Raw genomic sequence first — 23,550 nt, 5'->3', positions numbered from 1 at the left:
CGCGGCAAGGCGCAAAGGAGGTTTCACATGATCAATCGCAGACATTTTTCCCTGGGCGCCGGCGCGGCCGCGCTCGGCGGCTTCCAGTTGGCGCGGGCGCAGGGCGACGTGCCGCTGGTGCTGGGCCAATCGGCACCGTTCACCGGCCCGGCCGCGCAGTTGGGCATCCAGTTCCACCAGGGCGCCAAGCTGTTCCTGGACCAGTACAACGCCCAGGCCGGCCGGCGCAACGTGGTCATCAAGAACCTGGACGACGGCTACGAGCCCGACCGCTGCGCCGCCAACACCCAAAAGCTGATCGAGGAAGACGTGTTCGCGCTCTTCGGCTACATCGGCACGCCCACCAGCATGGCGGCGCTGCCGCTCGCGGTGAAGGAGAAGGTGCCTTTCATCGCGCCCTTCACCGGCGCGATGTCGCTGCGCGAACCCTTCCACAGGAACGTGTTCCACCTGCGCGCCTCGTACAACGACGAGACCGCGCTGATCGTGAAGCAGCTCACGCACCTGGGCCTGAAGAAGATCGCGGTCTTCTACCAGAACGATGCCTACGGCAAGGCGGGCCTGGACGGCGTCACGCTCGCGCTGTCGCAGCAGGAGCTCAAGCCGGTGGCGCTGGCCACGGTGGAGCGCAATTCGGTCGACGTGGCCGCGGCGGTGAAGAGCATCACGGCGGCGCGGCCCGACGCGGTGGTCCAGGTGGGCGCCTACAAGGCCTGCGCGGCCTTCATCCGCCAGGCGCGCAAGGCGGGCTACGGCGGCACCTTCTTCAACGTGTCCTTCGTGGGCACCCAGGCGCTGGCCGACGAGCTCGGCAAGGAGGGCGCGGGCGTGATGGTGACGCAGGTGGTGCCCTCGCCCTACAACGCGGCCAATGCGATCACGCGCGAATTCAGCGAGGCGGTGAAGAAGGCCGGCGCCGGCGCGAGCGCCAATTTCTCGAGCCTGGAGGGCTACCTTGCCGCCAAGGTGCTGACCGAGGGCCTGCGCCGCGCGCCGGGCAAGGCCTCGCGCGACGGCCTCATCACTGGCCTCGAAAGCATCGACCGGCAGCAGTTCGGCGGTTTCGAGGTGTCGTTCTCGGCCAAGAACCACGTGGCATCGAAGTTCGTCGAGCTGTCGATGCTGACCGGGGACGGGCGGGTCCGGACCTAGCTGCAGAGGCCGTCCACGGCCTGGAACATCGCCTGCCTGGCCTGGCTCACGACCTGGCCGCGCCAGGCATCGGTGTCGGTATAGAAGGCCTCGAGCATGCGCGCGCGGATGCCGGCGGCCAGGTCGGCCGGCGCCTCGGGGTGCTTGTGCAGCCAGTGGTCGGCGCGCAGCACGGCCAGCACTTCGAGCATGGGCAGCGTGCCGTATTCGAGCGCGATGCCGGTGTATTCGGCCTGCGGGCACTCCTGGTGCGCGGTGTCCCACATCAGGCCGCGCAGCAGCGCCGCGCTCGATGAACCGTCGTAGATCGACGTGACGGGCGCCGCGGGCGTGCCCCACCAGGCATTGGCGCGCGCGTAGGCGGCCTTGTCGTCGCGGCAGGCGAAGATGCGCTCGCCCAGGCCATTGGGCCCGAGCCCCGTGTGCAGGTCGATCCAGGCCAGCCGGCGCGCGCTGGCGGCATGCCGGCGCAGCACGCCGCGCAAGGTCTTGTTGCTCCAGGCCGGCGCCTTGCCGCCGAAGAACAGGCCGTCCTCGAACTGGTACTGCCCGCTGGTGACGGCCGCCTGGTAGGCCTCGGCGCCATGCTTGGCTATCCATTTCTCGATGGCGGCCTCGTTCTCGGGCGTGGGCGGCCAGCTCTCGGGCACCAGCAGCGGATGCAGCTTGGCGTAGGGCTCGTTGGCCGGCAGCGGCTGCGAGAAATCGACGAAGTTGCGGTTCAGGTCGACCTTCTCCTGCGTGACGCGCCGGCCGTACGAAAAGCCGTGCGGATTGAGCGCATGCACATAGAGCACCGCCACGCCCTGCGCCCTGGCCTTCTCGCGCCATTCGGCGTCGTGCAGCGCGAACACCTGCACGCCGCTGCCGCAGTGGCCCTCCACGCCGTGGCAGCCGCTGGAGACGATCAGCAGGCGCTCGGCGTCCGCGGCGCCATCGAGCGCCACGTCCATCGAGAGCTCCTCGCCGTCCCGCCCCTTGCCCGGATGCGCATGCGGCAGGGCCGCGAGGCCCGCGCTCACGCAGGCCTGCAGGAACTTCTGGCGGGCCTGGGCATAGCGCGGCGAAAACGCCTCGCCGATGCCGATCAAGGCGCGGCTCCCCCGGGCTTGCCGAGGAACTGCTCGGCCAGCTGCACCCAGCAGGTGGCGCCCAGCGGAATGAGCTCGTCGTTGAAGTCGTAGCTCGCGTTGTGCAGCGTGCAGGGCCCTTCGCCGTGGTGCACGTCGCGGTGCGTGCCGTCGCCGTTGCCGATGAAGGCATAGGCGCCGGGCTTGGCCTGCAGCATGAAGGCGAAGTCTTCCGAGGTCATGGCCGCTTCCTGCCGCAGCACGTTCTCGGGGCCGACGATCCCGCCCATCACGCGGCGCGCGAAGTTGGCCTCGGCCTCGGTGTTGATGGTGGGCGGGTAGTAGCGCTCGAAGCGGAAGTCGCACGTCGCGTCGTGCGCCGCGCAGATGTGCTCGGCGATCTGCCTCATGCGCGATTCGATCATGTCGAGCACCTCGATCGAGAAGGTGCGCACCGTGCCCGTCAGCTCGCAGTTGTCGGGGATCACGTTGTTGGTTTCGCCGGCATGGATGGTGGTGACCGAGATCACGGCCGAGTCGGTCGGCTTCATCTTGCGCGTGAGGATGGTCTGGAAGGCCTGCACGATCTCGCAGGCGATCGGCACCGGGTCGATGCCGGTCTGCGGCAGCGCGGCATGGCCGCCCTTGCCGATCACGTTGACGTAGAACTTGTTGCCCGACGCCATCACCGGCCCCGGGCTCACCGCGAACTGGCCGGCCTTCATGCCGGGCCAGTTGTGCATGCCGAAGACGGCGTCCATCGGGAACTGCTCGAACAGCCCCTCCTTGATCATCTCGCGCGCGCCGCCGCCGCCCTCTTCGGCCGGCTGGAAGATCAGGTAGACGGTGCCGTCGAAATTGCGGTTCTTCGCAAGATGCTGCGCGGCCGCGAGCAGCATGGCCGTGTGGCCGTCGTGCCCGCAGGCGTGCATCTTGCCGTGGTGCTTGCTGGCATGCGCGAAGGTGTTGAGCTCGGTGACGGGCAGCGCGTCCATGTCGGCGCGCAGGCCCACGGCGCGAGTGCTGGTGCCGTTCTTGACGATGCCCACCACGCCGGTGGTGCCCAGGCCCCGGTGGATGGGAATGCCCCATTCGGTGAGCTTGCCTGCCACCACGTCGGCGGTGCGGACTTCTTCGAAGCAGAGTTCGGGATGGGCGTGGAGGTCACGCCGCACGGCGGCGATGCCGGCCGCCTGCGTGACGAGCGAGTCGATGAGTTTCATGGAGCACAGTCTAGGCTTTGCGGAAACCTCCGCAAAGACCGTGCCGGGCAAACCCCCAGGTCGCGCTCAGCGCCCCATGCTCTTCAGGTAGTCGGCGCGCGCGGCGATCGCGGTGTCGGTGAAGTCGGTGAACACGCCGTCCACGCCCAGCTTGTAGTAGACCGCGTACTCGTTCCTGCCGTCCTTGTTGTAGTCGGCCGCGAGCCGGCGCGATTCGTTGCGGAAGGTGAACGGGTGCACGAAGAGCCCGGCCTTGTGCGCATCGGCAATCAGCGTCGTAGGCGAGACCGAGGTGGCGTCGGCGTCGTTGATCTTGCCGTCCTTGTTGACGTCCAGCGGCTTGCCGTCGGCGCCGATGCTGCCCTTGATGCTCACGATGTAGCGCTTCCACGGGCCGATGCCGTCGGCATAGGTCTTGATCTCGGCCAGGCCCGCGGGCGTGACCATGGCGTCGAAGTTGCGCTTGTCGCCGGCCTTGGTCCAGTCGTAGGGGCGGTCGCTCGGCACGGCGAAGGTCACGGCGCCGGTCTTCAGGTCGACGCTGTCGCCGTCGATCAGCTGGATGAGCCGGGTGTTCAGGCCCTTGGCCTTCATGTACTTGAGGCTGCCGGGCTCGAAGGACTGCACGTAGATGGGCGCGGTCTTGCTGTTCCAGCCGGCGGCGTTGATGGCGGCGATCACCTTGTCTTCCAGCGGCAGCCCCAGCTCGCGGAAGTAGGTCGGGTTCTTGGTCTCGGGGTAGATCGCGATGGTGCGGCCGGTTTCCTTCGACTTGGCCTTGGCAAAGTCGATGATCTCCTGGAAGGTGGGGATCTTGAACTTGCCGTTGAATTCCTGCGGGCGCTCGGGGTCGGTGGAGATGCCGCCCAGTGTCTTGATCTCGGCCAGCGTGAAGTCGTTGCTGAACCAGCCGGTCTGGGTTTCGCCGTCGACCTTGATGGTCTTCTTGCGCGAGGCGAAGCGCGGGTGTTTGGCCACGTCGGTGCTGATGGCCAGGTTGGGGTCGTGGCGGGCAATGAGCACGCCGTCCTTGGTGGAGACCAGGTCCATCTCGATCACGTCGGCACCCAGTTCGATGGCGCGCGCATAGGCTTCGAGCGTTTCTTCGGGCAGGTAGCCCGAGGCGCCGCGGTGCGCAATGACCAGCGGTGGGTTGCCGTCGAGCGTGAGCAGCTTGTTGGCAGGACCGATGGTGGTGCAGGCCGCCAGGCCAAGGGCGGCGGTCGCGGCAAGGGCGAAGTGAACGGTGCGCATCGTCTTTTTCTCCATCCAAAAGAGGCGCAGCGTACCCGCAGCGCATGACAGCCGGGGCGCCCGCGGGCGCGCGGCGCCGACTTCTTGGACAATGTGTTGCATGTCCCCTACGCTTTCCCCCCAGAGCCTCGCGCTGGCCCAGACGCTGGTGCGCATGAACACCGTCAGCGAAAACAGCAACCTGCAGCTGATCGACCTCGCGCAAAGCCACCTGGCCGCGCTGGGCGTGAAGAGCCGCATCACCTACAACGCCGAGCGCACCAAGGCCAACCTGTTCGCCACCCTCGGCGAGGGCAAGCCGGCCGGCGTGATCATCTCGGGCCACACCGACACGGTGCCGTGGGACGGGCAGGACTGGAGCGTCGACCCGCTCTCCGCCGCGGTGCAGAACGAACGCCTCTACGGCCGCGGCTCGGCCGACATGAAGAGCTTCATCGCCATCGCGCTGTCCAATGCCCGGCGCTTCCTCGAAAGCGACTCGCCCTTCGCGGTGCACTTTGCCTTCAGCTACGAGGAAGAGATCGGCTGCTTCGGCGTGAAGGAACTCATCGCCGACATGCGCGACGCCGGCATCAAGCCGCTCGCCTGCATCGTGGGCGAGCCCACCAGCATGGTGCCGGCCATCGCGCACAAGGGCGTGTACCGCTACCGCTGCTGCGTGCGCGGCAAGGAGGCGCATTCGTCGCTCACGCCCAAGTCCGTCAACGCCATCGAGATGGCCGCGCGCGTGGTCGGCAAGGTGCGCGACATGGCCGAAGGCTTCGAGCGCAGCGAGCCGCGCTACGAGGGCTTCGACGTGCCCTTCAGCACCGCGAGCGTGGGCCAGTTCCACGGCGGCATCGCCGACAACGTGGTGCCGCGCGACGCCGAGTTCCGCTACGAATTCCGCGACCTGCCGACCGCCGACGCAAAAAAGATGCAGGACGAGGTCGTCTCCTATGCCGGCAGCCTCGAGGCCTCGATGAAGAAGGTGGCGCCCGATGCGGGCTTCCGCTTCGAGACCATCTGCGAGATCCCGAGCTTCCTGGGCGCGGCTACGGATCCGGTCACGCTGCTCGCGCAGCGCCTCGCGGGCGAGGACCGCACCACGCTGGTGGCTTTCGGCACCGAGGCGGGCCTGTTCAAGAACGCCGGCATCCCCACCGTGGTGTGCGGCCCGGGCAGCATCGAGCAGGCGCACCAGCCCGACGAGTTCGTGAGCCTGGAGCAGCTGGCGCGCTGCGAACTGTTCATGCAGCGCCTTGCTGCCACGCCGACCATTGGCTGAAGACAGCCACGGCAGCGGCGCGCTGCAGCGCATGAAACGCGTCGCGCTCGGCCTGCTGTGCGCGGCGGCGCTGCTCTATGCGCTGGCCAGTGCGCTGGACGGCGAGCATCCGGCCTGGGGCTACGCGGCGGCCTTTGCCGAGGCCGCGATGGTCGGCGCCATTGCCGACTGGTTCGCGGTGGTGGCGCTGTTCCGGCATCCGCTGGGCCTGCCGATCCCGCACACCGCGATCATCCCGAGCAACAAGGACCGCATCGGCGCCAAGCTGGCCGGCTTCATCTGCAACAACTTCCTCGGCACCGGGCAGGTGCTCGCCAAGCTGCGCGAGTTCGACGCGGCCGGTCGCATCGCCGACTGGCTGGCGCGGCCCGCGAGCGGCCAGAAGCTCGGCGAATGGGGCGTGGCGGCCGCCCGCTACGGGCTTGCGGCCTTCGACGACGAGCGCGTGCGCGCCTTCATGGGCCGTGCCGCCGCGGCCGGCCTCCAGAAGATCGACCTCTCGCGGCTGATGGGCCAGGCGCTGGACGCGCTCACGGCGGGCGGGCGCCACCAGGCGCTGCTGGACGACGTGCTGCAGCAGGTGGCTGGCCTGCTCGAAGGCGAGGAGGTGCAGGCGCACATCACCGAAGCCATTGCGCGCGAGATCAAGACGCTGCGCTACGTGGGCCTGGACCAGGTGGCGGCCAAGCTCGCCACGCGCAAGATCGTGGCGGCCGTGGCGCGCACCATCGCCGAACTCGCGGCCGAGCCCGAGCATCCGATGCGCCGGCGCTTCGACCACTTCGTGGACGACTTCGTGGTGCGGCTCAAGCTCGACCCCGAGTTCCAGCAGCGCGGCGAGCAGATCCGCGCCGAGCTGATGGCGCATCCCGCGCTCGGCGACTACCTGCACGGCATCTGGGGCGAGCTGCTGGCCTGGCTGCACGACGACCTGGGCCGGGGCGACTCCACCATCCGCCAGCGCATCGCAGCGATGGCCGGCGCGCTCGGCACGCGGCTGCAGGCCGACGACGCGATCCGCCGCTGGATCAACGAGCAGATCGAGGCGGCCGCGCCGCTGGCCATCGAGCGCTACCGCGAGGACATCCGCCGCTACATCGAGGAGCGCGTCGCCGACTGGAACGCCAGCGAGATGACCAGCGAGCTGGAGCGCCACATCGGGCGCGACCTGCAGTTCATCCGCATCAACGGCACGCTGGTGGGCGGGCTGGTGGGGCTCTCGATCCACACGGCGACGCAGCTTCTGCGCGGTTGAGCCGAGGCGGACGAAAGGCCGCCTGTCGCGGGAGCGACTGGCCCGCCGCCCCTCCTTCCTTCTAGACTGCTCGCGCGCATCCAAAAGAAGGAGAGAAGACATGCCCTGCCGCCCGTTCATCCGCGCCGCCGCACTCATCGCCATCCTCGCCCTGCTGGCCGCCTGCGCCGGCATTGCGCCGCCGCCGTCGCCACCGCCCACCCGCCCCGCCGCGTGGTCCGAGCCCGAAGTGCTGGTCGCGCCGTCCTCGTTCGCGGGCGTGCACGGCCTGGCCATCGACCAGAAGGGCCGCCTGCTCGCGGGCTCGGTGCTCGGCAACACGCTGTGGGAGGTCGACCGCAGCACCGGCGCGGCCAAGGTCCTGATCGATGCGCCCGAGGGCCAGGCCGACGACATCGCGGTCGGCCCCCGGGGCGAGCTGGCATGGACCAACTACCTCATGGGCATGCTGCGCTACCGCGAAAGCGACGGCGCGCCGATGCGCGTGCTCGCCAAGGACCTGCCCGGCCTCAACTCGCTGGACTTCGACCGCAGCAGCGGCAAGCTCTACGCCTCGCAGGTGTTCCTGGGCGACGCGCTCTGGGAAATCGACCGCACGGGCCAGAAGCCGCCGCGGCTCATCAAGAAGGACATGGGCGGCTTCAATGGCTTCGAGGTCGGCCCCGACGGCAGGCTCTACGGACCGCTGTGGTTCAAGGGCCAGGTGGTGAAGATCGATCCGGCCGACGGCGCCATGACCGTGATTGCCGGCGGCTTCAAGATTCCCGCGGCCGCCAACCTCGACGGCAAGGGCAACCTCTGGGTGGTCGATGCGCGCAGCGGCGAGCTGGTCAAGGTGGACCTTGCCACGGGCCGCAAGACCGTCGCGAAGCAGCTGCGCCCGTCGCTCGACAACCTGGCCATCGCCCCCGACGGCACGATCTACGTGACGAACATGGCCAACAACGAAGTGCAGTCCTTCGACCCCGCCACCGGCGTGCTGCGCACGCTCACCAGCGGCAAGCTCGCGACGCCCGCGGGGCTCAAGATCGAAGGCCGCACGCTCTGGGTGGCCGATGTGTTCGGCTTCCGGCAGGTGGACGTGCGCACGGGCGAAGTGCGCGACGTGTTCCGCATGCAGCGCGATCCGGAGCTCGACTATCCGTTCGCCGTCGGCCTGTCGGGCACGCGCTTCGCGCTGACCTCGTGGTTCACGGGCACCGTGCAGCTGGTGGACCGCCAGACGCTGCGAACCGTCGAAATCATCCACGGCCTGAAGGCGCCGTTCGATGCCATTCCCATGGCCGACGGCAGTGTGATCTATGCCGAGATTGCCACCGGCAGCATCACCCGCGCGAGCGGCCCTCATTTTGCAGAGAAGCAAGTGCTCGCCAGCGGGCTGGGCGGCCCGGTGCAGATGATCGTCGGCCGCGACGGCGCGCTCTACGTCACCGAAGCCGCAGGCAAGCTGACCCGCATTCCGCTCGACGCCAGCGCCCCGCTGCGCGCGATTGCCGAAGGCCTGGCGCTGCCCGAGGGCGTGGCCGAGACGCCCTGGGGCAGCTTCATCGTGGCCGAAAGCGCCGCGCGCCGGCTGGTGGAGATCGACCCGGCCAACGGCTCGCGCCGCACCGTGGCAGAAAACCTGCCGATCGGGCTGGCCGCGGGACCGGGCCTGCCGCCGCCCTACGTGGTCACGGGCGTCGCGGTCGGCAGCGACGGGAGCATCTACATGGCGGCCGACCGGAACAACGCGATCTACCGGATTCGCCCGAAAAATTGAGCCCCATAAAAATGGGAGTAAATCCCATGAAATTGGGTTTACTTTTAAAAACAACTATTACAGACTCCTGAGCGGACGTCTCGTTACATCTTCGGCCGGCCAGGTGGCCGGCGGCGGCGAGCCGTTCCTTACCAGGAGAAGAAAAGACATGACTCCCCTCGTCGTTGGCCAATTGCTGTCGCCCGAGTATTCGCTGGGGCTGGTGGCGCTCTCGTTCCTCATCTCGTTCGCGGGCTCGCTGGTGGCGCTGATCTGCGCGGGGCGCATGGTCGGCGCCGACGGCAAACCCAACCTCGCGGTGGTCGCCTGCGCCGCGGTGGCGCTGGGCGGCATCGGCATCTGGTCGATGCACTTCATCGGCATGCTGGCGTACCGCCTGCCGGTGGGCATTTCGTACAACGTGCCGCTCACGGTCGTCTCGCTGGTCGCGGCCATCCTGATCTCGGGCATTGCGCTGTACATGGCGGGCGGGCGGCGCAAGTTCAGCCGGGCCGGCTGGCTGGCCGGAAGCCTGCTCGCGGGGCTGGGCGTGTGCGTGATGCACTACATGGGCATGTTCGCAATGAACATGCGCGCCTCGATGGACTTCGACCCCACCGTCGTGGCGCTGTCGGTGGCCATTGCCATCACCGCCGCCGGCGCGGCCCTGTGGCTGGCCTTCAACCTGCGCCGGCTGAGCCACCAGATTGCGGCAGCCGCCGTGATGGGCGTGGCCGTCTGCACCATGCACTACGTGGGCATGAGCGCGGCCAGCATGATCTGCATCGCGGCCGCGCCCACCGACGCGCTGGCCATCGGCGGCAACTACATGGGCCTGTCGGTGTTCGGCACGGCCGGCGCGGTGCTGATCTTCATCTACTGGGTGATCACGGGCGCCAGCCTGGACGCGCCCGCCGCACAGCGCGCCCGCACCAGCTAATTGGCGCAAGCCGGGCGTGCATCGGCGCCCTAGAGTCGGTGCAGAGCGAAAGCGATCTGCACTGACTCTTCCATGCCCGCCATCGAATCCCGGCTGAACGCGGCCAGCGAATCCTTCCAGGCCCACCGCGCCGGTATGCTGGCGCTGCTCGGGCAGGTGCGCGCGCACGAGGCCCGCGCGGCCGGGGCATCGAACGCCTCGGCCGAGCGCTTTGCCAGGCGCGGCCAGCTGCTGCCGCGCGAGCGGCTCGCGCTGCTGCTGGACACCGGCGCGCCCTTCCTGCCACTGGCCTCGCTCGCGGGGCTGGGGCACGACAACGAAGACCTCGCGCAAAGCGTGCCGGGCGGCGGCGTGATCGCGGGCATCGGCCGGGTCGCGGGCGTGCGCTGCATGGTCAGCGCCTCCGACTCGGGCATCGACGCCGGCGCGCTGCAGCCCATGGGCCTCGACAAGCAGCTGCGCGTGCAGGAGATCGCGCTGGAGAACAAGCTGCCCTACGTGCAGCTGGTGGAAAGCGCGGGCGCCAATCTCATGCAGTACCGCGTGCAGGACTTCGTGCGCGGCGGCGGCATCTTCCGCAACCTGGCGCGGCTCTCCGCCGCGGGCCTGCCGGTGGTGACGGTGACGCACGGCTCCTCGACCGCGGGGGGCGCCTACCAGACGGGCCTTTCGGACTACATCGTGATGGTGCGCGACCGCACGCGTGCCTTCCTGGCCGGCCCGCCGCTGCTGAAGGCCGCCACCGGCGAAATCGCCACCGAAGAAGAACTGGGCGGCGCCGTGATGCACACCCACATTTCGGGCCTGGGCGACTACCTGGCCGAGGACGACCGCGACGCCATCCGCATCGCGCGCGCGATCCTCGGCGGCATCGACTGGGCGCGCGACGAGCAAGCGCGCAAGTTCGCGCCGCCGCTCTACGCGGCCGAGGAACTGCTGGGCATCATGCCCAGCGACGGCCGGCGGCCGGTGGACATGCGCGAGGTGATCGCGCGCCTTGCCGACGGCTCCGAGTTCCTCGAATTCAGCGCGCACTACGGCAGCGCCACGCTGTGCGGCCACATGCGGCTCGAAGGCCATGCGGTGGGCATCGTCACCAACAATGGCCCGATCGACTCCGACGGCGCCACCAAGGCCACGCACTTCATCCAGGCCTGCTGCCAGTCGCGCACGCCCATCGTGTATTTGCAGAACATCACGGGCTACATGGTGGGCCGCGCGCACGAGGAGGCCGGCATCATCAAGCACGGCGCCAAGATGATCCAGGCCGTGACCAGCGCCACCGTGCCGCAGGTCACGCTGCACTGCGGCGCTTCCTACGGCGCGGGCAACTACGGCATGTGCGGCCGCGGCTTCGCGCCGCGCTTCTGCTTCTCATGGCCCAACGCGCGCACCGCGGTGATGGGCGGCGAGCAGGCGGCGCAGACCATGGCCATGGTGATGGAGGCGGGCATGGCGCGAAAAGGCTCCGTCGACCGCGCGAAGATCGACGCCATGCAGCGGCAGATCATCGAGCGCTTCGATCGGCAGACCAGCGTCTTCACCACCAGCGCGCTGCTGCTCGACGACGGCGTGATCGACCCGCGCGACACGCGCGCGGTGCTGGCCGAAGTGCTGTCGGTGTGCCGCGACGGCGATGCGCGCGTGCCGCAGGCCATGCAGTTCTCGGTGGCGCGGCCATGAGCTTCCACAAGATCCTCATCGCCAACCGCGGCGAAATTGCAGTGCGCGTGATGCGCACGGCGCGCGCCATGGGCTGCCGCACGGTCGCCGTGTATTCGAGCGCCGATGCCGATGCGGAGCACGTGCGGCAGGCCGACCAGTCCGTGTGGATCGGCGGGCCGCTGCCCGCGCAGAGCTACCTGGACATCGCGGCCATCGTCGAAGCCGCGCGTTCGAGCGGCGCGCAAGCGGTCCATCCGGGCTACGGCTTCCTCGCCGAGAACGCAGACTTCGCACAGGCCTGCCGCGATGCGGGCCTCGTCTTCATCGGCCCCTCGCCCGAGGCCATCCGCGCCATGGGCGACAAGGCCGCCGCGAAGCGGCTGATGCAGGCCGCCGGCGTGCCCTGCATTCCCGGCTACCAGGGCGAAGACCAGAGTGCGGCCACGCTCGCCGCCGAAGCCGCGCGCATCGGCTGGCCCGTGATGATCAAGGCCACGGCCGGCGGCGGCGGGCGCGGCATGCGGCTCGCGCCATCGGCCGAGGCCTTTGCCGAGCTGCTGCAGAGTGCGCAGTCCGAGGCGCTCCATGCCTTCGGCGACAGGGCGGTGATCCTGGAGCGCGCCATCGCCGCGCCGCGCCACATCGAGATCCAGGTGTTCGCCGACCGGCATGGCAACGCCATCCATCTTGGCGAGCGCGACTGCTCGGTGCAGCGCCGGCACCAGAAGCTGATCGAGGAATCGCCCTCGCCCGCCGTCTCCGAGGCCTTGCGCGAACGCATGGGCGCCACGGCCGTGGCGGCGGCAAGGGCCATCGGCTACGAGGGCGCGGGCACGCTCGAATTCCTGCTCGATGCCGACGGGCAGTACTGGTTCATGGAAATGAACACGCGGCTGCAGGTGGAGCATCCGGTGACCGAGGCCGTGACAGGGCTCGACCTGGTCGAGCTGCAGCTGCGCGTGGCGGCGGGCGAGGTGCTGCCGCTTGCACAGCAGGACGTGCGCCTGAGCGGCCATGCGATCGAGGTGCGGCTGTGTGCCGAAGATCCGCGGCAGGGCTTCATGCCGCAAAGCGGCACGCTCGCCGCATGGCGGCCTTCGCCGGCATTGCGCATCGAGCATGCGCTGCGGGACGGCGCCGCGGTGCCGCCCTTCTACGATTCGATGATCGCCAAGCTCGTGGCCTACGGCCGCACGCGCGAGGAAGCCAGGCGCCGGCTGGTCGCGGGGCTGCAGGACACGGTGGCCCTGGGCCTGGCGACCAACCAGCGCTTCCTTCAGTGCGCGCTGACGCATCCGGTGTTTGCCGGCGGTTCGGCGACGACGGCGTTCATTGCCGAACACGCCGGGGCCTTGCTGGCAATCGACCCCGCCATGGCGCGCCGCACCGCATGGCTCGCGGCGCTGCTGCTCCAGCTGGGCGAACGCGGATGGCCCTCGCCGCTCGCGCACACGCTGCCCAACGCGCTGCGCTTCTCGCTCGACGGCCAGGTGCACGCCGCGCGCGTGACGCCGCGGGGCGCGGGCTGCTTCGATGTCTCGCTCGATGCGGCCGCGCCGATACCGATCGAGCTGCTTTCGCTGACCGGCGACGGCGCCTTGCGCTTCTCCTGCGATGGCGTCTCGGAGCGGGCCTTGGCGGTGCGCGAATCCGCGACGCGCCTGTGGCTCCACTTCCACGGCCAGGCCTTCGGCCTGCAGGACCTCACGCATGCCGCCGTGCCGCGCGCCGAGGCCGCGGGCGGCGACGGCCTGCTGCGCGCCTCGATGAACGGCCGCGTCATCGCGCTGCTGGTGGCCGAAGGCGAGGCCGTCGCTGCCGGCCAGCCGATTGCCACGCTCGAGGCGATGAAGATGGAACATGTGCACTGCGCGCCGCGCGCGGGCCGCGTCGCCGCATTGCATGTGGCGGTGGGCGCGCAGGTGGCCGCGCGCCATGTGGTGGCCGAGATCGCCGACGCATGACGGCGCACACTGCAGCTCGCCAGCCTTTGCGGAAGCCTCACGCATGAACGACTCTTCGCGCTATCGCTCCGTGTTCTCGCCCGGCCTGTTTGCCGGGCAAGTGATCCTCGTCACGGGCGGCGGCTCGGGCATCGGCCGCTGCACGGCGCACGAGCTTGCATCGCTGGGCGCGCAGGTGGTGCTGGCCGGCCGCAACGCCGACAAGCTGCAGCAGGTGCAGGCCGAGATCGCCGATGCGGGCGGCAAGGCCAGCATCCAGGCCTTCGACATCCGGCAGGAAGAAGCGGTGCGCGCCGCCGTCGCCGACATCGTTGCAGCGCACGGCCGCATCGACGGCCTCGTCAACAACGCGGGCGGCCAGTACCTCACGCCGCTCGCGGCCATCTCGGCCAAGGGCTGGGAGGCGGTGATCCACACCAACCTCACGGGCGGCTTCCTGGTGGCGCGCGAGTGCTTCGTGCAGAGCATGCAGGCGCATGGCGGCGCCATCGTCAACATCGTGGCCGACATGTGGGGCTCGATGCCTCACATGGGCCATAGCGGCGCGGCGCGCGCGGGCATGGTGAGCTTCACCGAGACCGCCGCGCTCGAATGGGCCGCGAATGGCGTGCGCGTGAACGCCGTGGCACCGGGCTACATCGCGTCGAGCGGCATGGACCACTACCCGCCCGAGGCCGGCGAGATGCTGCGCGCCATGCGCGACACCGTGCCCGCGGGCCGCTTCGGCAACGAGGCCGAGACCTCCGCCGCCATCGCCTTCCTGCTGAGCCCGGCGGCGAGTTTCATCAGCGGCAGCGTGCTGCGCGTGGACGGCGCGCGGCCGCAGGTGCGCATGGGCTGGCCGATGGCGCTGCCCGATGCGCAGGTGCGGCAGCGCGCCGCCGTGCGGCCCTTCGGCGGCTTTCACCTGGCCGAGGCGCCGCGCGTGTTCCGGGTCGGCGGCGAAGCAAACGACTGATTGGAGACAACCGCATGCAGTACACCCACGAGCACCTCGAGATCCAGAAGACGCTGCGCCGCTTCATCGACAGCGAGATCAATCCGCATGTCGATGAATGGGAAGAGGCCGAGATCTTTCCCGCGCACGAGGTCTTCAGGAAGCTCGGCAAGCTGGGCATGCTGGGCCTCAACAAGCCCGAGGCCTTCGGCGGCGCCGGGCTCGACTATTCGTATGCGATGGCCATGGCCGAGGCGCTCGGCCATGTGAGCTGCGGCGGCGTGCCGATGGCCATTGGCGTGCAGACCGACATGTGCACGCCCGCGCTCGCGCGCTTCGGCAGCGACGAACTGCGCCGCGAGTTCCTCGCGCCCGCCATCGCGGGCGAGACGGTCGGCTGCATCGGCGTGAGCGAGCCCGGCGCGGGCAGCGACGTGGCGGGCCTCAAGAGCCACGCACGCAAGGACGGCGCCGACTACCTCATCAGCGGCCAGAAGATGTGGATCACCAACAGCCTGCAGGCCGACTGGATGTGCATGCTGGTCAACACCAGCGATGGCCCGGTGCACCGCAACAAGTCGCTGGTGATGGTGCCGATGGACAGCCCCGGCATCGAGAAGGCGAAGAAGATCCGCAAGATCGGCATGCATTCGAGCGACACGGGCCTCATCCACTTCGACAACGTGCGCGTGCCGCAGCGCTATCGCATCGGCGAGGAGGGCCAGGGCTTCGTCTACCAGATGCAGCAGTTCCAGGAAGAGCGCCTGTGGGCCGCCGCGAGCTCGCTCGAACCGATGGAAGACTGCATCGCTCAGACCATCGAATGGGCGCAGCAGCGCCAGATGTTCGGCGCCACGCTGGCCGACCAGCAGTGGGTTCAGTTCAAGCTGGCCGAACTCAAGACCGAGGTGGAAGCGCTGCGCGCCCTTGCCTACCGCGCCTGCGACCTGCACGTGCAGGGCCAGGACGTGCTCGAGCTGGCCTCGATGGCCAAGCTCAAGACCGGCCGGCTCACGCGCCAGGTGGCCGACACCTGCCTGCAGTTCTGGGGCGGCATGGGCTTCACGCTGGAGAACCGCGTCTCGCGGCTGTACCGCGACGGGCGGCTCGGCTCCATCGGCGGCGGCGCCGACGAAGTGATGCTGGGCATCCTCGCCAAGACGATGGGCATCGCCAAGCGGCCGCCGCGCGGCTGAGGCTGCGATCTTTTCCGGCCTCGGCCGGAACGCCCGCGCGCACCGGCGGTCCAACAGTCCAGCGCTGTCGCTGGGTCGCGGGAGACCGCCATGTTCACTTTCGGCATCGGCACCGTCTTGCTTGTCTTGCTGGTGGTGCTGCTTTTTTCGGCCATCTGGATCTTTCGCGAATACGAGCGCGGCGTCGTTTTCACCCTGGGCCGCTTCTCCAGGGTCGCGGGGCCCGGGCTGGTGATCGTGGTTCCCGCCATCCAGCAGGTCGTGCGGGTCGACCTGCGCACCGTGGTGCTCGAGGTTCCGACCCAGGACGTGATCTCGCGCGACAACGTGTCGGTGAAGGTCAGCGCGGTCGTCTACTTCCGCATCGTCGATGCCGAAAAGGCCATCATCGAAGTCAGGGATTTCTTCAACGCGACCAGCCAGCTGGCGCAGACCACGCTGCGCTCGGTGCTCGGCAAGCACCAGCTGGACGACATGCTGGCGGAGCGGGAAAAGCTCAACCTGGATGTGCGCGAGTCGCTCGACGTGCAGACGGCTTCGTGGGGCATCAAGGTCTCCAACGTGGAGATCAAGCAGATCGACCTCACCGAATCGATGGTCCGCGCCATCGCGCGGCAGGCCGAGGCGGAACGCGAGCGGCGTGCCAAGGTGATCCATGCCGAAGGCGAGCTTCAGGCCTCCGAGAAGCTGTTCCAGGCCGCGCGCGTGCTGGCGCAGGAGCCGCAGGCGATCCAGCTGCGCTACCTGGAAACGCTGACGGTGATCGGTGCGGACAAGAACACCACCATCGTCTTTCCGCTGCCGGTGGAGCTGCTCGCGAGCTTCCTGCACAAGCCCGCGTAGCGCGCAGCCGATGAGCGGCGCGAGTCAGCCGTTCTTCTTTTCACCCGCATCGTGCTGCGCGGCAGCCAGCGCATTCGCCGCGCGCAGCTTGTCCTTCTTGCTCGGCCGCTTGCCCTTGATGCCGCCGGTGCCCGAGGCATCGGCCATCGGCACGGGCGCCTCGGTGGGCTCGAAGCCTTCGATGCGCTCGCGCGGCAGGCTGAGGCCCTGGCGCTTCTCGATCAGGCGGAAGTGCGCCTCGGTGGCCGCGCTCACGAAGCTGATCGCCAGGCCGCTTTCGCCGGCGCGGCCCGTGCGGCCGATGCGGTGGATGTAGTCGGTGGGCGAGCGCGGCAGGTCGTAGTTGATGACCACCGGCAGCTGCGCAATGTCGATGCCGCGCGCGGCCAGGTCGGTCGCAATCACCACGTCCCAGCGGCTCTCCTTGAACTGCGCAAGGATGTCGGTGCGCGTGCCCTGCGCGATGTCGCCGTGGAAGGGCACCGCATAGACGCCGTTCTTGTAGAGCTTCTCGGCCACGGTCTGCGCCGCATGCTGGGTGGCGACGAAGACCAGCACGCGATCCCACTCGTTTTCCTTCAGCAGGTGGCGCAGCAGCTGCGTTCGGCGGTTCGCATCGACCTCGATCACGCGCTGCACGATGGCGGGCTCGGTGCCGGGCTCGCCCTGCACGTCGATCACCGCGGGGTTTTGCAGCGTGCCGTCGGCCAGCGCCTGGATGGCGGGCGGGAAGGTGGCCGAGAACAGCAGGTTCTGGCGCCGCGCGGGCAGCAGCGCGAGGATGCGGCCCAGCTCCTCGGCAAAGCCGAGGTCGAACAGGCGGTCGGCCTCGTCGAGCACCAGCATGGACACGGCGCCGAGCTTCAGCGCGTTGTGCTCCACCAGGTCGAGCAGTCGGCCCGGCGTGGCCACCATGATGTCGGCGCCGCCGCGCAGGCTCATCATCTGCGGGTTGATCGACACGCCGCCGAAGGCGATCGCGATCTTGAGCCGCTCGGGCAGGTGCTGCGCGAGGCTGCGCAGGGTCTCGCCGACCTGGGCCGCGAGTTCGCGCGTGGGCACGAGCACCAGCGCGCGCATGCGCCGCGGCGCCTGTGCCGGTTCGGCAGCCAGGCGCTGCAGCAGCGGGAGGGAAAATGCGGCGGTCTTGCCGGAACCGGTCTGCGCCGAGCCCCGCACGTCGCGGCCTTGCAGAATGGCGGGAATGGCCGCAGCCTGGATGGCGGTCGGCGCGGCATAGCCGCTTTCGGCGGCAGCCTGCACGAGCGCGGGGGCCAGGCCCAGTGAGTCGAATGGCATGTGAGCAGACAGAGGGATGAACCGGGGACAGTGAAGAAGTGAAGAAGACGAAGAGATCGATCGAATGGCAACGATGAAAAGCAATCCGGCCAGCGCCCTGGTGTACTCCACCGAGGCGGGCGGCCGCATGTGCCCCGATTGCGGCGCGCCGATGGCGCAGTGCCGCTGCAAGCAGATCAAGGCGCGCGCGCCGGCTACCGACGGCATTGTGCGTGTATCGCACGAGACCAAGGGCCGCAAGGGCAAGGGCGTGACCGTGGTCAAGGGCCTGGCGCTCGATGCGGCGGCGCTCGCGGCGCTGGGCAAGCAGCTCAAGACGGCCTGCGGCTCGGGCGGCACGGTGAAGGACGGCCTGATCGAAATCCAGGGCGACCACCGCGAGCTGGTGATCGCCGCGCTCTCGAAGCAGGGCCACACCGTCAAGCGCGCAGGAGGCTGAATTCAATGAAACCCGAAGACCTGCAGCGCCTCGTCACGCTCGAAATGCCCTTTGGCAAGCACAAGGGCACGCTGATTGCCGATTTGCCCGGAAATTATCTAAATTGGTTCGCACGCGAGGGTTTTCCCTCGGGCGAAATTGGCCGGCTGCTTCATTTGATGCATGAAATAGACCACAACGGCCTCTCCGGTCTGCTGCAACCGTTGCGAAACCGCCCCTCAGGACGTGATGTTTCGTAATAAGCGCGGATTTTGATACGCTTTTTCCGGAACGGCTTGATAATCCGGCCTACGTGTCTGTGAGCTTGTCTCCCGTGCACGTAATTCGGTGATCGGTCAGTTTCGCGCCACAGCGCATTTGTTTGTTGTGATTCTGGGACTCCATCGCTTTGTCTTGTTGGTTTGAATTAGGAGTCCCTCAATGGGCAAGAAACTCTACGTAGGCAACCTCGCCTACTCTGTGCGTGACAACGACCTGGAACAGGCTTTCGGCGAGTTCGGCTCGATCGTCAGCGCCAAGGTCATGATGGAACGCGACACCGGCCGCTCCAAGGGCTTCGGTTTCGTGGAAATGGGCACCGACGCTGAAGCGCTGGCTGCCGTCGAAGCCATGAACGGCCATTCGCTCCAGGGCCGCGCCCTGACCGTGAACGAAGCACGTCCGATGGAAGCTCGTCCCCCCCGTACCGGTGGTGGCGGCGGCTACGGCGGCGGCGGCGGTGGTGGTTACGGCGGTGGTGGTGGCGGCGGCGGCTACGGTGGTGGCGGCGGTGGCCGCAGCGGTGGTGGCGGCGGCTACGGCGGCGGCGGCGGTGGTCGCGGCGGCTACTAAGCCCTCCCCCGAGACTTCGCTCTCAAGTAAAAAAAGCTCCTTCGGGAGCTTTTTTCGTTTCCGCACCGCTCCTCTTTCCAGAGCGGGAGAACCCTCGTACGCATTAGTCCCTACCGCGCAGGTCAGCCAGCGGTCAGCCGCGGGCGACGACCCTCACCCCTCCAATCAAGAGGGTCGAGACAATGCGCATCAAGAGTCAGGCTGACTTCTTTTCAGGAGTCATGTTCACAGCCGTGGGGGGCGCCTTCGGCATCGGCGCCACCACCTACAACATCGGCGACGGTGCCCGCATGGGGCCCGGTTACTTCCCGCTCATGCTGGGCATCCTGCTGGCCATCCTGGGCGCATTCATCATGTTCCAGGCGCTGGTGGTCGAAACCGCCGACGGCGACAAGATCGGCAAGTGGGCCTGGAAGCCGCTGGCCTTCGTGCTCGGCGCCAACCTCGCGTTCGGCGTGCTGCTGGGGGGCCTGCCGAGCATCGGCCTGCCCGCCATGGGAATGATCGTCGCGATCTACGCGCTCACCATCATCTCGAGCATGGCCGGTGAACATTTCAAGCTGCGCGACGTGCTGGTGCTGTCCACCATCCTGGCGGCCGGCAGCTACGTGGCCTTCATCTGGGCGCTCAAGCTCCAGATCCAGGTCTGGCCCACTTTCATTTCGGGCTGAGGAGCACGCACCATGGACCTGATCCACAACCTTTCCATCGGTTTCGGCGTTGCCTTCACCTTCACCAACCTGCTGTATTGCCTGCTCGGCTGCATCCTGGGCACCCTGATCGGCGTGCTGCCGGGCATCGGCCCGGTCGCGACCATCGCGATGCTTCTGCCCGCCACCTACGCGCTGCCGCCCGTGTCGGCGCTGATCATGCTGGCCGGCATCTACTACGGCGCGCAGTACGGCGGCTCGACCACCGCCATCCTGGTGAACCTGCCCGGGGAGTCGTCCTCGGTGGTCACCTGCATCGACGGCTACCAGATGGCAAGGCAGGGCCGCGCAGGCCCCGCGCTGGCCGCGGCGGGCCTGGGCTCGTTCTTCGCGGGCTGCGTCGGCACGCTGATCCTCGCGGCCTTCGCGCCGCCGCTGACCGAGCTGGCCTTCAAATTCGGCCCGGCCGAGTACTTCTCGCTGATGACGCTGGGCCTGATCGGCGCGGTGGTGCTGGCCTCGGGCTCGCTGCTCAAGGCGGTGGCGATGATCGTGCTGGGCCTCTTGCTCGGCATCGTGGGCACCGACGTGAATTCGGGCGTGGCGCGCTTCAGCTTCGACATTCCTGAGCTCACCGACGGCATCGGCTTCGTGGTGATTGCCATGGGCGTGTTCGGCTACGGCGAAATCATCGGCAACCTCTCGCAGCCCGACGACGAGCGCGAGGTGTTCACGCACAAGGTCAAGGGCCTGTGGCCCACCAAGGAAGACTTCAAGCGCATGACGCCCGCGGTGCTGCGCGGCACGGCACTGGGTTCGGCGCTCGGCATCCTGCCGGGCGGCGGCGCGCTGCTGGCGGCCTTTGCGGCCTATGCGCTTGAGAAGAAGATCAAGATGCGACCCGGCGAGATCGCCTTCGGCAAGGGCAACATCCGCGGCGTGGCCTCGCCCGAGTCGGCCAACAACGCCGGCGCGCAGACCTCCTTCATCCCGCTGCTCACGCTGGGCATTCCGCCCAACGCGGTGATGGCGCTGATGGTGGGCGCGATGACCATCCACAACATCCAGCCCGGCCCGCAGGTGATGACCAGCAACCCCGAGCTGTTCTGGGGCCTGATCGCCTCGATGTGGATCGGCAACGCGATGCTGATCGTGCTGAACCTGCCGCTGATCGGCATGTGGATCAAGCTGCTGACGGTGCCCTACAAGTTCCTGTTCCCGGCGATCGTGCTGTTCTGCGCGATTGGCGTGTACTCGACCAACAACAACACCTTCGACGTGTGGATGGTCGCGATCTTCGGCTTCATCGGCTACCTGTTCCTGAAGCTGCGCACCGAACCGGCCCCGCTGTTGCTGGGCTTCATCCTCGGGCCGATGATGGAAGAGAACCTGCGGCGCGCGCTGCTGCTGTCGCGCGGTGCCTGGAGCGTGTTCGTCACGCGGCCGCTGTCGGCCGGCCTGCTGGTGGCCGCGGCGCTGCTGCTGGGCATCGTGCTGCTGCCTTCCATCAAGGCCAAGCGCGAAGAAGCCTTCGTCGAGGAATGACCCCGGGGCGAGCCTAGTGCAGTAGTTGCCAGGCCATCCCGGTCAGTGCGGAAGCAAGCACCACCGGGATCACACCGGCCTTGAAGCGGAAGAGCGCGAGGGCCGCGAGGGCGCCGATCACGGCGGAAGCGATCTCGAAGGGTCCGGACAGGCCTGCGGGCCAGAGCACGTGGTAGGCGAAGAAGACCGCCAGGTTGACGATCACGCCGACCACGGCCGCGGTGATGGCGGTCAGCGGCGCGGTGAACTTCAGGTTGCCGTGGGTCGATTCGATGAACGGGCCGCCCAGCAGGATGAACAGGAACGACGGCAGGAAGGTGAAGAAGGTCACCACCGCCGCCGCCGCAGCGCCCGCCGCGAACGGCGCCTCTGGACCGAACAGGGCCTGCCCCCAGCCGCCCACGAAGCCCACGAACGACACCACCATGATCAGCGGACCCGGCGTGGTTTCGCCGAGCGCCAGTCCGTCGATCATCTGCGTGGCGCTGAGCCATTGGTAATGGTCGACCGCGCCCTGGAACACATAGGGCAGCACCGCGTAGGCGCCGCCGAAGGTCAGAAGCGCCGCCTTGGTGAAGAACCAGGCCATCTGCGTGAGCGCGCCGTGCCAGCCGTACAGCGCCGTGAGTGCACCAAGGGCGCCGAGCCACAGCAGGAAGAACACCGCCAGCACGCGCGCGAAACGGCCCCAGCCGAAAAGCGCGTGCTGCGGCGTCGGCGTGTGGTCGTCGATCAGCGCCGGCCCGGCCGATGACGCGGCGCTGCCGTGGCCGCCGCCCGCCGCAAAGTACGCCGGCGCAAACCGGCTGCCGAAGTAGCCGATGGCCCCGGCGGCCAGCACGATCAGCGGGAACGGCAGGCGCAGCGCGAAAATCGCCACGAAGGCCGCCACGGCAATCGCCCAGAGCCATGCGTTCTTGAGCACCCGCGAGCCGATGCGCCAGGCGGCGAACAGCACGATCGCCGTCACCGCGGGCTTCACGCCGTAGAGCAGGCCCGCCACGGCCGGCACCTGGCCGTAGGCCATGTAGGCCCACGACAGGCCAACCAGGATGAAGAGCGAGGGCAGCACGAAGAGCACGCCCGCCGCAATGCCGCCCCAGGTGCGGTGCATGAGCCAGCCGATGTAGGTGGCCAGCTGCTGGGCCTCGGGGCCGGGCAGCAGCATGCAGTAGTTCAGCGCATGCAGGAAGCGCTTCTCCGAGATCCAGCGCCGGCGCTCGACCAGTTCCTGGTGCATCAGCGCGATCTGCCCGGCCGGCCCGCCGAAGCTGATGAAGCCGAGCTTGAGCCAGTAGGCGAAGGCCTGCCAGAAGCCGATGGGTGCGGGAGGTTCGACAGGCTCTGGCGGCGGCATGCAGGAGGACTTTCGGGTTGGGCTATTTCAGGAATGCGTCATAGGCGGTCTTCAGGATCAGCGCGCTCACCACGACGATGAACACCCCCCGCACGAAACCGGCCCCGTGCTTCAGCGCAACACGCGTGCCCAGCAGGCTCCCGGCCACGTTGGCCACCGCCATCACCAGCCCATAGTGCCACCAGACGTGCCCCTTGAGCGCGAGCAGCAGCAGGGCCGCGGCATTGGTGAGCGTGTTGATGATCTTGGCCGAGGCCGAGGCGTTCAGGAAGTCGTAGCCCATCCAGCGCACGAACAAAAAGACCAGGAAGCTGCCCGCGCCGGGGCCGAAGAAGCCGTCGTAGAACCCGATCGACAGCCCGATGGCGCAGGCCGCCAGGGTTTCGGCCCGGCCGCTGAAGCGCGGCACATGGTTGCGGCCCAGGTCCTTGCGCGCGATGGTGTAGAGCAGCACGCCCAGCAGCACGACGGGCAGCGCGCGGCGCAGGAAGTCGCCCGGGAACACCGTGACGCCCCAGGCACCCAGCATCGAGCCCGCGAAACCGAGCAGCGCGGCCGGCCACAGGGCGCCCCAGCGCATCTGCACGCGCTGGCTGAACTGGGCGGCCGCGGCCGCCGTGCCCCAAATGGACGCGCTCTTGTTGGTGCCCAGCAAGGTGGCCGGCGGCGCGCCCGGAAAGACGGCAAAGAGCGCCGGCACGAGGATCAGTCCCCCGCCGCCCACGATCGAATCGACAAAACCCGCGAGCAGCGAGGCGCCCGTGACCACCAGCATTTCCATGGCGGCGATTGTCGCACCCGGATCGCTATCAAAAAGGGAGCTTCAACCGGAGGCAGGACGGGCGCAGGAGCGCTCTTCGGCCGGCAGAAAATGCCTCGGCGGGAGGGCTGCGGCGGGCAAAAAAAAGACGCCGACCAGCGG

At 68.5% G+C, this 23,550-nt stretch carries 21 protein-coding genes; 15 read left to right on the top strand and 6 right to left on the bottom strand.

Annotation, left to right across the window (positions count from 1 at the left end):
• Positions 1 to 27 precede the first annotated feature (27 nt).
• Entirely contained in the window at positions 28 to 1,152 is a 1,125-nt protein-coding gene (locus ACAM58_RS02315) for an ABC transporter substrate-binding protein (protein WP_012745498.1), read from the top strand.
• Here the strand turns inward: ACAM58_RS02315 and ACAM58_RS02310 are convergent.
• From ACAM58_RS02310 to ACAM58_RS02300, 3 genes are all read right to left on the bottom strand, one after another.
• Positions 1,149 to 2,243: a M14 family metallopeptidase gene (locus tag ACAM58_RS02310; RefSeq protein ID WP_369664025.1), complete on the bottom strand. Its 1,095-nt coding sequence runs from the start codon at positions 2,241 to 2,243 to the stop codon at positions 1,149 to 1,151. The genes ACAM58_RS02315 and ACAM58_RS02310 overlap by 4 nt on opposite strands.
• Positions 2,240 to 3,445, bottom strand: coding sequence for a M20 aminoacylase family protein (locus ACAM58_RS02305; RefSeq protein WP_012745496.1), 1,206 nt, complete (start codon positions 3,443 to 3,445; stop codon positions 2,240 to 2,242). The genes ACAM58_RS02310 and ACAM58_RS02305 overlap by 4 nt, the downstream gene beginning before the upstream one ends.
• Positions 3,446 to 3,511: 66 nt before the next feature.
• Entirely contained in the window at positions 3,512 to 4,699 is a 1,188-nt protein-coding gene (locus tag ACAM58_RS02300) for a glycerophosphodiester phosphodiesterase (RefSeq protein ID WP_369664024.1), read from the bottom strand.
• A 100-nt stretch (positions 4,700 to 4,799) separates the two neighbouring features.
• Here ACAM58_RS02300 and argE point away from each other — a divergent pair, with 100 nt between their 5' ends.
• From argE to ACAM58_RS02255, 9 genes are all read left to right on the top strand, one after another.
• Positions 4,800 to 5,966, top strand: coding sequence for an acetylornithine deacetylase (argE, locus tag ACAM58_RS02295; RefSeq protein WP_012745494.1), 1,167 nt, complete (start codon positions 4,800 to 4,802; stop codon positions 5,964 to 5,966).
• A complete protein-coding gene (locus ACAM58_RS02290; protein ID WP_369664023.1) occupies positions 5,959 to 7,221 on the top strand; it encodes a DUF445 domain-containing protein in 1,263 nt (420 codons plus the stop codon). The genes argE and ACAM58_RS02290 overlap by 8 nt, the downstream gene beginning before the upstream one ends.
• A gap of 100 nt (positions 7,222 to 7,321) precedes the next feature.
• Positions 7,322 to 8,983, top strand: coding sequence for a hypothetical protein (locus ACAM58_RS02285; protein ID WP_369664022.1), 1,662 nt, complete (start codon positions 7,322 to 7,324; stop codon positions 8,981 to 8,983).
• A 148-nt stretch (positions 8,984 to 9,131) separates the two neighbouring features.
• Positions 9,132 to 9,902 carry an MHYT domain-containing protein gene (locus tag ACAM58_RS02280; protein ID WP_369664021.1) on the top strand — a complete coding sequence of 257 codons (771 nt, stop codon included), beginning with the start codon at positions 9,132 to 9,134 and terminating at the stop codon, positions 9,900 to 9,902.
• A gap of 72 nt (positions 9,903 to 9,974) precedes the next feature.
• Positions 9,975 to 11,585: an acyl-CoA carboxylase subunit beta gene (locus tag ACAM58_RS02275; protein ID WP_012745490.1), complete on the top strand. Its 1,611-nt coding sequence runs from the start codon at positions 9,975 to 9,977 to the stop codon at positions 11,583 to 11,585.
• The gene (locus tag ACAM58_RS02270) at positions 11,582 to 13,531 is read left to right on the top strand and encodes an acetyl-CoA carboxylase biotin carboxylase subunit (protein WP_369664020.1); all 1,950 of its coding nucleotides are present in this window, start codon (positions 11,582 to 11,584) and stop codon (positions 13,529 to 13,531) included. Before ACAM58_RS02275 ends, ACAM58_RS02270 begins: the two co-directional genes overlap by 4 nt.
• Positions 13,532 to 13,574: 43 nt before the next feature.
• Positions 13,575 to 14,489, top strand: a complete 915-nt coding sequence (locus ACAM58_RS02265) for an SDR family oxidoreductase (RefSeq protein WP_369664019.1) — start codon at positions 13,575 to 13,577, stop codon at positions 14,487 to 14,489.
• Positions 14,490 to 14,503: 14 nt separating this feature from the next.
• Positions 14,504 to 15,664 carry an acyl-CoA dehydrogenase family protein gene (locus ACAM58_RS02260; protein ID WP_012745487.1) on the top strand — a complete coding sequence of 387 codons (1,161 nt, stop codon included), beginning with the start codon at positions 14,504 to 14,506 and terminating at the stop codon, positions 15,662 to 15,664.
• A gap of 90 nt (positions 15,665 to 15,754) precedes the next feature.
• Positions 15,755 to 16,507 (top strand): slipin family protein, encoded by a 753-nt coding sequence (locus tag ACAM58_RS02255; protein WP_369664018.1) that lies wholly within the window; start codon positions 15,755 to 15,757, stop codon positions 16,505 to 16,507.
• A gap of 24 nt (positions 16,508 to 16,531) precedes the next feature.
• On the opposite strand, the gene ACAM58_RS02250 is transcribed toward ACAM58_RS02255, so the two are convergent.
• Entirely contained in the window at positions 16,532 to 17,806 is a 1,275-nt protein-coding gene (locus tag ACAM58_RS02250) for a DEAD/DEAH box helicase (protein WP_369664017.1), read from the bottom strand.
• A gap of 64 nt (positions 17,807 to 17,870) precedes the next feature.
• Between ACAM58_RS02250 and ACAM58_RS02245 the strand changes: the two genes are divergently transcribed.
• The 5 genes from ACAM58_RS02245 to ACAM58_RS02225 all read left to right on the top strand — a co-directional run bounded on the left by ACAM58_RS02245 (position 17,871) and on the right by ACAM58_RS02225 (position 21,271).
• Positions 17,871 to 18,245 carry a translation initiation factor Sui1 gene (locus tag ACAM58_RS02245; protein WP_278878371.1) on the top strand — a complete coding sequence of 125 codons (375 nt, stop codon included), beginning with the start codon at positions 17,871 to 17,873 and terminating at the stop codon, positions 18,243 to 18,245.
• A 5-nt stretch (positions 18,246 to 18,250) separates the two neighbouring features.
• Positions 18,251 to 18,484 carry a DUF3820 family protein gene (locus ACAM58_RS02240; protein ID WP_012745483.1) on the top strand — a complete coding sequence of 78 codons (234 nt, stop codon included), beginning with the start codon at positions 18,251 to 18,253 and terminating at the stop codon, positions 18,482 to 18,484.
• A gap of 181 nt (positions 18,485 to 18,665) precedes the next feature.
• Positions 18,666 to 19,076 (top strand): RNA-binding protein, encoded by a 411-nt coding sequence (locus tag ACAM58_RS02235; RefSeq protein WP_192323417.1) that lies wholly within the window; start codon positions 18,666 to 18,668, stop codon positions 19,074 to 19,076.
• 182 nt (positions 19,077 to 19,258) lie between these two features.
• Positions 19,259 to 19,747, top strand: a complete 489-nt coding sequence (locus ACAM58_RS02230) for a tripartite tricarboxylate transporter TctB family protein (protein ID WP_012745481.1) — start codon at positions 19,259 to 19,261, stop codon at positions 19,745 to 19,747.
• Between the two features lie 12 nt (positions 19,748 to 19,759).
• Positions 19,760 to 21,271, top strand: coding sequence for a tripartite tricarboxylate transporter permease (locus tag ACAM58_RS02225; protein WP_012745480.1), 1,512 nt, complete (start codon positions 19,760 to 19,762; stop codon positions 21,269 to 21,271).
• A 13-nt stretch (positions 21,272 to 21,284) separates the two neighbouring features.
• On the opposite strand, the gene chrA is transcribed toward ACAM58_RS02225, so the two are convergent.
• Entirely contained in the window at positions 21,285 to 22,628 is a 1,344-nt protein-coding gene (gene chrA / locus ACAM58_RS02220; RefSeq protein WP_307593019.1) for a chromate efflux transporter, read from the bottom strand.
• A 22-nt stretch (positions 22,629 to 22,650) separates the two neighbouring features.
• Positions 22,651 to 23,409 carry a TSUP family transporter gene (locus ACAM58_RS02215; RefSeq protein WP_012745478.1) on the bottom strand — a complete coding sequence of 253 codons (759 nt, stop codon included), beginning with the start codon at positions 23,407 to 23,409 and terminating at the stop codon, positions 22,651 to 22,653.
• Between the last annotated feature and the right edge of the window lie 141 nt (positions 23,410 to 23,550).

Origin of the sequence: Variovorax sp. V116 (assembly GCF_041154435.1) — a bacterium.
GTDB classification, from domain to species: Bacteria; Pseudomonadota; Gammaproteobacteria; order Burkholderiales; family Burkholderiaceae_C; genus Variovorax; species Variovorax paradoxus.
This window is presented reverse-complemented; position numbering and strand designations above follow the sequence as displayed.